This is a genomic window from Mesorhizobium sp. M2A.F.Ca.ET.042.01.1.1 (assembly GCF_003997405.1).
Classification (GTDB): Bacteria; Pseudomonadota; Alphaproteobacteria; order Rhizobiales; family Rhizobiaceae; genus Mesorhizobium.
Genome location: NZ_RZRX01000272.1, coordinates 1 through 8010, shown reverse-complemented (window position 1 = coordinate 8010; position 8010 = coordinate 1). Strand labels below are relative to the sequence as shown.

Here is an 8010-nt window from a genome sequence, read left to right as displayed (position 1 = left end):
GCATGGGTAAGGAAGGCCGGAAGCAACCGGCCGGATTGGGCAGCCAGAAAGAGTTCTTTGGCGCAACGGGGAGTTACGCGGGTGGGTAAGTCGCAGCTTCTGCATGCTCGTCTCGGTTGAGAGGCCGGCGAACATGTCTCTGCCAAAATTCTTTATAGGCATGATGTTCGCGCTGGCGATCGTCATCGGCTGGTCTTATTTCGACGGCGCGTCGGCGGGCACCATCCTCTTGCGTGCCATCGTTTGCGCCGTGATCATCCAGGCAGGCTATTTCCTTCTGGTCTTCGCCATGATCGGCAGGGCAACGCCGACTTCGGCCGACAAGATCCGAGAAGCCGACCGCGGCGCAATCCTGAACAAGGTCGCCGACGGCGAGAAGCTAAGCGCCAGACGCAGCCTCCACTGACCGTCCGGTCTGAGGGTCCTGCGCGATCTCGACCGATGGCGTGGTCTCCTGCCCTGGCTGCTCGCCGGACAGCATCCTGGCCAGCCGGCTGCCGCCTTTTGCCTTCAGCCGCCGATATTGTCCGACCTCGACGATGTGCCCGTTCTCGATGGCCACGACCCAGTCGGCGAAGGCGATCATCGACGGCCGGTGCGCGATGGTCAGAATCGTCATCCGGCCGCGCAAAGCCTCGATCGATTGCGCGATCAGCGACTGGTTCTGCCAGTCGAGCGCGCTCGTCGCCTCGTCGAGGATGAGCAGCGATGGCTTGCGCAGCAGCGCCCGCGCCAAGGCGATGCGCTGCCGCTCGCCGCCGGAAAGCCGGACGCCGCGGTCGCCCACCACCGTCTCCAGCCGCGATGCCAGCCGTTCCACGAAATCGGCCGCATGGGCGTTGCGCAGGGCCGCCCATAGCTCCTCGTCGCTGGCCCCAGGCGCGGCAAGACGAAGATTGGCGGCGATCGTGTCATGCAGCAGGAACACATCCTGCGGTACATAGGCGACCTGATCGCGCCACGCCCTGCGATTTTGCGCGGTGATCTCCACGCCGTCGGCCAGGATCCGGCCGCTGGTGGGTTCGAGCAGGCCGAGCAGCATGTCGGCGATCGTGCTCTTGCCGGAACCGGAAGGGCCGATCAGCGCCGTCACCTTGCCGGCGGGCAGGCCGAAGGTGATATCGCTGACCACCGGTCTTGCGTCACCCTCGCCATAGGCGAACGATACCTCGCGGATGTTGAGGCCGGTCTCGAGCGACAGTCTCGCGCCTCGATCGGCCATGCCTTGGGTCGGCTCGCGCTCGGCGTCGAAGCGGGCCTGAAGGGCTTGCATCGAAGCGTAGGCCGGCAGGTTGATCAGCACCTGCTGGGTTTGAAGCTGCATGTCCATGAAGCGCGGCGCCACCCGCATGAAGACCAGGAGCAGCACGACGATCTCGGCAAGCGAAAGGTGGAAGCGGACCAGCGCGATGTAGATGAAGAGGCTGAGTCCGATCACGCTCGCCATCTGGAACAGGGCGGTGCCGAGCGAAGAGTTGCGCACGAAGGCGATGTTGTCGGCCTTCATCCTGTCCAGCGTCGCGCCGAGCTCGACGAAATAGCTCGCCTCGACATTGAGGCTCTTGGCGACCTTGATGCCGCCGAGAAACTCGGAGACCGTGCGATACTGGTCCTGGCGGTTGCCGGTCAGCGCGCGGCCATAGGCGCTGGCGCGTGCCCGGAACGGCTGCAGCGCAACCAGCAGCACCAGGCCGATGAGGATGGCGAAGGACGTCATCACCGGCGAGATGAACAGCGAGACCACGAGATAGCCGGTGAGAAGCAATGTCGCCTGGGTGAGCATCAGCAGCGAGAAGGCGGCTACCTGCACGCGGTCGACATCGCCGTTCAGCGCGTGGTCGAGATCGGAGCTGCGGATGCGGGTGAAAACACCCCAGCGCGCCCGGCCGATGCTTTCGAACAGGTTCATGCGCACGCGGTTGACGACATCGTAGAGCAGCCGCGCCATGTAGACCGACTTGAAGCGGTTGAAAATCGCCTGCAGCGCCACCAGCGCGACAAGCAGGCACAGCACCGTCGCCAGCGACAGCGTTCCGCCGGGCACCAGCCAATGCAAGGCTTCCGGCACTCGAACTGCGTAATCCTGTTCGGCCCTGCCGATCAGGCGCAGCAGCGGGACGAGCAGCAGGATCGAGATGCCTTCGGTGAGGCTGCCCAGGATCAGGAAGGTCAGCGCCGTCGCGGTGCGTCGCCCGCCGACATGCGCCATCATGGCGCCGAAGCCGGCAACGTCGCGGAAAAACGACAGGCGAAACTTCGAGGACCAGCCCATGTCCCGCCTCACCTTGTCCCGGACGCCAGGTCGGCTTCGATCGCGGCGACCGCTTCGTCGATCCGGTCGAGTCCGGCCGGCACTTCCAGTCGGCTGACGCCGACCCGTCCGGCGACTTGTGCGCATTGGCTGAGATGCATCGAGGCGGAATCGCCCGGCAGCGCCTGCCGGCCGAACCGCGTGATATAGGAGAATTTGATGACCGCGGGCAACGCTGCGACCCCGGACAGCGGGGAGATAGCCGCCCGCACGCCCCGCTCGAGCACATAGATGCGCGACACCGGCACCGCTTCGGCCGCAAATCCGTCACGCAGCCGATGCTGCGCCTTGTCGATCTGCGGATGCACCTGCGGGCGCACCTCCGCCTGCTCGAGGCGAATGGCGCCGGCCGCGTCCGCCGCAAGCTTGAGCTGCGGGAAGCCGGGCAGGATCATCGGCCGGTCCGGGTCGGACAAATCCAGCGCCACGACATCATCGGTGAGCAGTCGATGGCCGGCGCGGATCATCGCGCCTGCCGTGGTCGATTTGCCGGCGCCCTTGTCGCCCATGAAGATCACGCTTTTGCCGTCGACTTCAATGGCGCTGGCATGCAGGACGAGCAGCCCGCGCTGATGCAAGGCGAGCGCCATCACCGGCCCGAGCAGCGGAAAGGCGAGCAGCGGATCGTCGACCCCTGGCGCCGGATCGACATCGATGCGGTTGGCGCCGCTGATCAAGAACGTGCCAACCGCCTGCCAGGAAAGATACTGGCGCGTCGGCTCGAACCGGAAGGCGGTGGCGTCCCGGGATGCCTGGCCGGGAAGATCGACTCGCCCCACCGCGATCTCCAGGTCCGGCGTCGCCGGGCGCGTCGGCTCCAGCTCCGGCAAGGCCACTTCGGAGCCTATCACCAGCCCGTAGGCCCTGTAGAAACGGCGGACACGTCCGCTCGCCGCCGCCGTTTGCGGCTCGGGCCGCGCAAGGGGAGCGATCGGAAGGTTCATGCGGGGTTTCCCTCAACTTGCCGCAGCCACAGCGACAGCGAAACCGCGCGCCAGACATGCTGGACGTCCGGCAGGGTCGCCTGCTCGGGCCGGCTCAGCATCCGGTCATAGACCGCGGCCACTGCAGGCAGGTTCACATAGGGCGCGATCCGCTCGCTGTCCGATACAAGCAGCCTGTCCAGAAGCTCGCGGTGATTGCCGAGCATGCCATTGACCAGATTGGCGGTGAAATCGATCTTGTCGCGCCGCCATTGCACCGCCGGCGGCAGAACGCCTTGCATCGCCCGGCGCAGCACATGGCGGCCAAAACCGTCCTTGAGCTTTTCCTCGCCGGGCAGCGCCAGGCAGAATTCGACGAGTGGCTTGTCCCAGAACGGATAACGTGGCTCAACGCCGAAATTGGCGGCGGCCTTGTCGAGTACTTCGAAAGCGTGCGGCACCAGCCCGGTCGACAGAAGCCAGCGATGCGTCAGCGCTTCGCTGGCGCTGACGGCGGCGGGCATGTAGCCGCTGCGATGAAAGCGCTCGGCAAGATCGGTGCGCCCGGCAAGATCCGGATTGACCAGATCCGCCCAGGCGGCGCGTGGCGCCTGCGCCGGCCCGCGCCGCACCTTGCGGACAAGGCGTTTGGCCGCCGCCCTCATCCTGGCGATCCGCCAGGCCGGCCCATAGATGGTCAGGAACTTGAAATAGAGGGGAAGCATGCCCTCGCCATAGGTGTTGGCTGCGCTGCGCAACTCGCGCCACAGCTCCAGCCACCTTCCGGCATTGGCGAGCTCGTGAAGGTGTCCGTGGCCTTGCGAGACGACCTCGTCGCCGCCATGCCCGTCGAGCAGCACCTTGACGCCCTTTGCGCCCGCCGTCCGGTAAAGGTCGCGCGTCAAGGACAGGCCTGGCGCCAGGAACGTGCCTTCCTGCTCCTCCAGGATGCGCTCGAACTCGGCGAAGGGCGCGTAGTTGCCGACGGCAATCAGCGTGGCGTCGAGCGGATTGCCGTCGAGCACCGCATCGATGAACGGCTTCTCGTCCATGGACGAGCCCTTGTCGAACACCAGCGAGAAGGTCTTGAGCTTCGGGTTGCCTGTCGCCGCTGCCCTGAGGCTTGCAAGGCATGTGATCGAGGATGAATCGAGGCCGCCGCTCAGCATGGCGCCGACAGCCGACGTGCCACGCATCCGGTTCTCCACCGATTGCGCGAAGAGATGCCTGAATTCTTCGGCCGCGTCAGCGCGCGGCGGCCGCTGTGACGGCTCGATCTGCCAGTAGCGCCGCAGCACAATTCCGTGGCCCGCCACCATCATGCTGTGCCGCGCCGGCAAGCGGAAGATTTCGGCGTAGGGCGTGGCCTGCGGATCGTCCGGCAGGCCGGCGAGAAAACCGGAAATCTGGTGCTCACTGAGGCGCCTGCCGACGCCGTCCAGCGCCAGGATCGGCCCGATCTCCGAGGCGAAAGCAAAGCGCCTTGCGGTCGAATGATAGTAGAAGGGTTTGACGCCGAAATGGTCGCGCGCGCAAAACAGGGCCTGACGATCGCGGTCCCATATCGCGAAGGCGAAGTCGCCTTGCAGGTAGGTCGGACAGGCCTCGCCCCATTTCAGGTAAGCGCGCATGATGAGCATCGCGTCGGCAATCCACCGGTCGCGCAGGCCCAGCCGCGCCAGAAGCTCGTCGCGATTGTCCAGCCGGCAATCGGCGGTGATGGCGAACTTGCCGCCGGCCATCGCCAGCGGACCGGGCCCGTCCTCGCCGGTCGTGTCGAGCCAGGCGTGGCCGAGCGCCACGCTGCCCTCCGTCCGCCACGAGCTGCCGTCGCGGGCACGATGGCGCATGCGCGAAAGCATCTGCTGGATGTCGCTGGCCGCGGCGGGCCTGCCGTTGTCGATATGCAGGATGCCGGCCACGCCGCTCATCGGTCAAGACCCATGGTCGACAAGGTGGGTAAATCCGTTGATCGAGCCGCCAAGCACGATGTGGTTGCCGCTCATCAACCAGGCATGCGCCCTCAGTTCGCTGCCCGTCCCCCTTTCGATGCCGATGCTGATATTCGAGGCGTTGCCCTGGCGGGCAAGCAGATATTGCCCGGCCAGCGCCTGCGTGAGGCAGCTGGCGCCCGGCACCAGCCGCGCGGCGGCGGCAACGCCCCAGGCGACGCGCCGCAGGTCGGCGATGCCGGCGTCGCGCCTCGCATCAAGCCGCGTGATCAGGCCGCGGACGCGGTTGTAGGAGGAAAGCGTCAGCGCGAGCCGCACCACGCTCACCACCGCCAGGCAGCGCGCCAGAAACAGCATCTCCCGGCCGCTCAGCGAGCGGATCGTAAAGCGCGCCGCGATCCTTCGGATTCGCTCCATGCGCTTCAGGTCCTTGATTTCACGCATGTCTTTATCCCGAAACCGGTCCCCGCTTTCGGGAGACATGCTTTAGACCAGTTCCTCACTGTGGAGCCTCGCAAGCCCTGCTTCGGTCAGCCCCCTCAGCAAGCTTTCGACATCGGCCTTGCAGCGCTCGGCATCGACATTGTAGCGCGCAAGCACGGCGCCGCGGATATCGAGCACCGATCGCGGCTCCTGGATCTGCTCCCAGATGAAGGCGCCGACGCTGTTCAGGCTGTAATAGACATTGGATTTGAGGTGGAGCAGCGCCAATCCGGCGCCGAATTCACAAGCCACCGCCTCGCCTGTCGCGACCACGCGGTCATGGTCCGAAGGGTTCCAGTGCATGCTAAAACCTCGTTGCTGGCCCGCCACGCCCTTGGACCTTGGCCAGGGATCGGTTGCCTGCGATCCTCTGTCGTAAGCCGGGGGACAAAAGCCCCCCGGCTCGCCTATTGGTAATATCCGGAGCCCCACTTAGACTCCCAGGTGCCTGCAAGCTTACGAGAAAGTCAGCTCGCCGACCGGCGTGTGTGCGGGAAAGCTCACGTCGAGCGCCGTCGAACCAGCACCACCCTGCGTGATGGTTTCAATCGAACCATGAACCGTCAAGCTGGGGGTTTCGTACTCATGCTTCTCAACATTCTGTTCCATTTTACTCTCCAATTAAGGACTGGAAGCGGCCGCAGAATGCCGCCAGCATATGGCTATGCTGCAATGCGATTGCTGCATGGCAACATTCATGAGTCAAGCGTGATTTACCAAGCATTAATCAATTCTTGGTTGCGCTTGCCTTTCTTGATGATCAAGCCATGAGCATCGTCATCGTAATCCTCAACCACTCAGGAATTCAACTGCGCGTTCTCGTCGATTAAATAAACCATTGATTTACTTATAATATTTTTTTGACGATAAATACGTCCTGCGGATGTGAGGAAATTGCTGCAAAAAACCATGGTTTTTCGGCTTGCAGCATCGTCACGGAGGCTTGTCTTCAAAAGTGATTGAATGTGTGCGATTTTAAACGCTTAGGTTGTGAATTTGAAGTGGCTTTGGCCGCCTCTCGGACGGTCGTTTTAATTTTCCCGGTGTTTTTCTTCGCAAGTGCGGTATAGATCGCTCGGGCGGCATTTTGCGGAGAGCGACATCGGGCATGGCGATGCAGGATGGCTCCTATGAAAGGCTGCGTGCCGCCGGCTGTGCCGATGAAGTCGCCTATGTGCAGGCCTGCCTGAGGCTGTTTTTCGCACCCGGCGTCGACGCCGCCGACGGCCAGGCGGATATGCCCGCGCCGACAATCTCGGCGGCTCATGTCGCCGACATCGCAAGGCTGAACAAGGTCGGCGTGTTCATGGTCAAGGCTCTCGCGCGTGCTCCCGCCGGCGCGGCGCCTCCCGGTTTGCCCGGCTGGCTCGACGGCTATCGGCGGCGCACCGTGTTCATGAACGCCGCCTGCATCGGCGATTCGGTGGCCATCGATCGCGTGCTTCGCGACAGGCGGGTCGATTTCGTCTTCCTCAAGGGACCGCTCCAGCAGCACAGGCTCTATGGCGACCATTTCATGAAGCCTTCCGGCGATGTCGACATACTGGTTTCGCCCGGGAGCTTCGTCGAGGCCCGCGCGGCGTTGCGGACCATCGGCTACGAGGTTGCCGGCAAGTCGCGCTCCGTCTGGTGGGTGCGCTTCCTCGGCGAGCAGCACATGGTCCGCGAGGATGGCGCGAGAGCGTCGACGATCGACCTCCATCACCGGCTGCAGCAGCCGGGTTCGCCGAGCCCGCGCGATATAGACGGCTTCCTGCGCCGCAAGCGCGAGGTCGAGGTGGCCGGCGCGGTCGTGCCGATCATCTCGGCGGCCGACACCTTGCTTTTGTCGTCGATCAGCGTCGCCAAGGCCTTTTTCAACCGCGAGCCTTGCGCCGGCTATGTCTGCGATGTCCGGGCCAGCGCCAGCCGGCTGAGTGAGGCCGAGCAGCAGACGGTACTCGATCATGCCGCCGAGCAGGGCCTTGCCGATACGCTGCTTCTGGGGCTGCGCGCCGCCGACGTGCTGCTAGGCGCCAGCGGCACGCTGCTATCGGATCGCGCCGCCCGCATCCTGGCGCGTATCGGCAATGCCGACCTCTTCCACATGGTGATCGCGCCGTGGCTTGCCTCGCTGCGCTGGCCGCAGCGTCGCCATGTGCTTTGGGAACTGTGCGGCCACGAGCCCGTCCGTTATCTGGCCGAGGCTGGCTGGGCTGCCTCCGCCGACCTCAGCCGGCGCATCTTCGAGCGGCCGGCCGCTGTCGCGCCGGGGCCGGGCGGCACGATCAAGATCGCGGGCGGGACAGCCACTCATGCAAGCGAAAGGTGAACCCATGCCCCCGACGACGCCTGTGACGAG

General features: G+C 64.7%; 8 protein-coding genes. 2 read left to right on the top strand and 6 right to left on the bottom strand.

Annotated features, from left to right (window positions below):
* Positions 1–133 precede the first annotated feature (133 nt).
* Entirely contained in the window at positions 134–406 is a 273-nt protein-coding gene (locus EOA23_RS28815) for an exopolysaccharide production repressor exox (protein WP_127306645.1), read from the top strand.
* On the opposite strand, the gene EOA23_RS28810 is transcribed toward EOA23_RS28815, so the two are convergent.
* The 6 genes from EOA23_RS28810 to EOA23_RS28785 all read right to left on the bottom strand — a co-directional run bounded on the left by EOA23_RS28810 (position 380) and on the right by EOA23_RS28785 (position 6278).
* A complete protein-coding gene (locus EOA23_RS28810; protein ID WP_127306644.1) occupies positions 380–2272 on the bottom strand; it encodes an ABC transporter ATP-binding protein in 1893 nt (630 codons plus the stop codon). The genes EOA23_RS28815 and EOA23_RS28810 overlap by 27 nt on opposite strands.
* 8 nt (positions 2273–2280) lie before the next feature.
* Positions 2281–3255: a serine kinase gene (locus EOA23_RS28805; protein ID WP_127306643.1), complete on the bottom strand. Its 975-nt coding sequence runs from the start codon at positions 3253–3255 to the stop codon at positions 2281–2283.
* The gene (locus EOA23_RS28800; protein ID WP_127306642.1) at positions 3252–5165 is read right to left on the bottom strand and encodes a lasso peptide isopeptide bond-forming cyclase; all 1914 of its coding nucleotides are present in this window, start codon (positions 5163–5165) and stop codon (positions 3252–3254) included. The genes EOA23_RS28805 and EOA23_RS28800 overlap by 4 nt, the downstream gene beginning before the upstream one ends.
* 3 nt (positions 5166–5168) lie before the next feature.
* Complete coding sequence (locus tag EOA23_RS28795) at positions 5169–5630, bottom strand: lasso peptide biosynthesis B2 protein (protein WP_245474374.1); 462 nt, start codon at positions 5628–5630, stop codon at positions 5169–5171.
* A gap of 42 nt (positions 5631–5672) precedes the next feature.
* Positions 5673–5972, bottom strand: coding sequence for a PqqD family protein (locus EOA23_RS28790; RefSeq protein WP_126063041.1), 300 nt, complete (start codon positions 5970–5972; stop codon positions 5673–5675).
* A 153-nt stretch (positions 5973–6125) separates the two neighbouring features.
* A complete protein-coding gene (locus EOA23_RS28785; protein WP_126063040.1) occupies positions 6126–6278 on the bottom strand; it encodes a lasso peptide in 153 nt (50 codons plus the stop codon).
* A gap of 499 nt (positions 6279–6777) precedes the next feature.
* Here EOA23_RS28785 and EOA23_RS28780 point away from each other — a divergent pair, with 499 nt between their 5' ends.
* The gene (locus EOA23_RS28780) at positions 6778–7980 is read left to right on the top strand and encodes a nucleotidyltransferase family protein (protein WP_127306640.1); all 1203 of its coding nucleotides are present in this window, start codon (positions 6778–6780) and stop codon (positions 7978–7980) included.
* The last annotated feature ends 30 nt before the right edge of the window (positions 7981–8010 follow it).

Coding starts and splice junctions, on each gene's coding strand:
- EOA23_RS28815 (WP_127306645.1), top strand. CDS start 134: ATGTCTCTGCCAAAATTCTTTATAGGCATGATGTTCGCGCTGGCGATC.
- EOA23_RS28810 (WP_127306644.1), bottom strand. CDS start 2,272: ATGGGCTGGTCCTCGAAGTTTCGCCTGTCGTTTTTCCGCGACGTTGCC.
- EOA23_RS28805 (WP_127306643.1), bottom strand. CDS start 3,255: ATGAACCTTCCGATCGCTCCCCTTGCGCGGCCCGAGCCGCAAACGGCG.
- EOA23_RS28800 (WP_127306642.1), bottom strand. CDS start 5,165: ATGAGCGGCGTGGCCGGCATCCTGCATATCGACAACGGCAGGCCCGCC.
- EOA23_RS28795 (WP_245474374.1), bottom strand. CDS start 5,630: ATGCGTGAAATCAAGGACCTGAAGCGCATGGAGCGAATCCGAAGGATC.
- EOA23_RS28790 (WP_126063041.1), bottom strand. CDS start 5,972: ATGCACTGGAACCCTTCGGACCATGACCGCGTGGTCGCGACAGGCGAG.
- EOA23_RS28785 (WP_126063040.1), bottom strand. CDS start 6,278: ATGGAACAGAATGTTGAGAAGCATGAGTACGAAACCCCCAGCTTGACG.
- EOA23_RS28780 (WP_127306640.1), top strand. CDS start 6,778: ATGGCGATGCAGGATGGCTCCTATGAAAGGCTGCGTGCCGCCGGCTGT.